At 31.4% G+C, this 1,059-nt stretch carries 1 protein-coding gene and 1 rRNA gene; one reads left to right on the plus strand and one right to left on the minus strand.

Annotated features, from left to right (window positions below; translation table 11 throughout):
- Nucleotides 1–86 (plus strand): 5S ribosomal RNA (rrf, locus tag H7K77_RS21880); the annotation flags it as partial.
- Nucleotides 87–233: 147 nt separating this feature from the next.
- Here the strand turns inward: rrf and H7K77_RS03705 are convergent.
- Nucleotides 234–590 (minus strand): hypothetical protein, encoded by a 357-nt coding sequence (locus H7K77_RS03705; RefSeq protein ID WP_186576373.1) that lies wholly within the window; start codon nt 588–590, stop codon nt 234–236.
- Between the last annotated feature and the right edge of the window lie 469 nt (nt 591–1,059).

The raw sequence follows: 1,059 nt of genomic DNA on the forward strand, positions 1-1,059 counted from the left end.
GTTCCCATGCCGAACACAGTAGTTAAGCTCTTCAGCGCCCATGGTAGTTGGGGCTTTGCCCCTGCGAGAGTAGGACGCCGCTAGGCAACAAAAAAACCTTCTAGGGTTCATTCCTTGAAGGTTTTTTGTTGTTTTAAAAGAGTAATTTGTTTTTTGTTTTAATCATATCTAAATACTCGAAAATTAAGAAGTGCAGAAAAAAGTTGAAAGTCTATCAATATTTAATTAAGTTTTTAAAGATCAGATGCGACTTCAATGGTGTACTTTCCTCTATCCGTAATTAGAGATAATTGGGACCCGTCATATTGATATAAAGTCGAATCTTCAAGTGGTATTTCATAATATGAAGAAGGAAGAGGTTGTAGCTCTTTGTCAGCTGTTTCAATATTGCCATCGCCGTGAAACATTAATGAGTGTCTAGGTTCATAATCGTCTAGTCTCCTTGTGTCGTTGGAGTAAGAGATTGAACTTATTGTCATCAAGGTTCTATCTTTATCGTCGAGTTCTTCCTTATAAATTTTTATTGTTTCACCATGCCATTGTTGAATTAATTCATTAAATTCTTCTATTGATAAATATTGTTGAGTCATTATAATCCCTCCTTCGTCTATTTTTTCCAATAACACAGTATTGATACATTATTTTATTTAGTAAAACAAAATCAACTTTGATATTTCTCTTTCTATGGTGAATATTTTAAAGTAGAAATCAGACACTTTGGTGAACCTTTGACAACTTAAGTTATTTGTTTTTTAAAATCTTAGTTAGTGTATAACTAAATGTTAAATCTCCTGGATAAAATTGTTATGATAATTCTATTGTTTCTAAGTAGTTTCTATGATATATTATAAATCCCTCATCACGAGGGAAACGTTATTTAGAAGAATCTAATAAAGTTGTTGACTTACAGATTGATAATGTGTTATATTAATTTGGTCGCTTTAAAAACGCGACATTGATATTGAAAAAAGTTATTGACTTCATCAAAATAACTTGATATAATATAAAGGTTGTCGCTTCTAGTCGAACGATAACGATTGATCTTTGAAAACTGAACAA

It is taken from the genome of Aquibacillus kalidii, from assembly GCF_014280935.1.
Lineage (GTDB): Bacteria > Bacillota > Bacilli > Bacillales > Amphibacillaceae > Aquibacillus_D > Aquibacillus_D kalidii.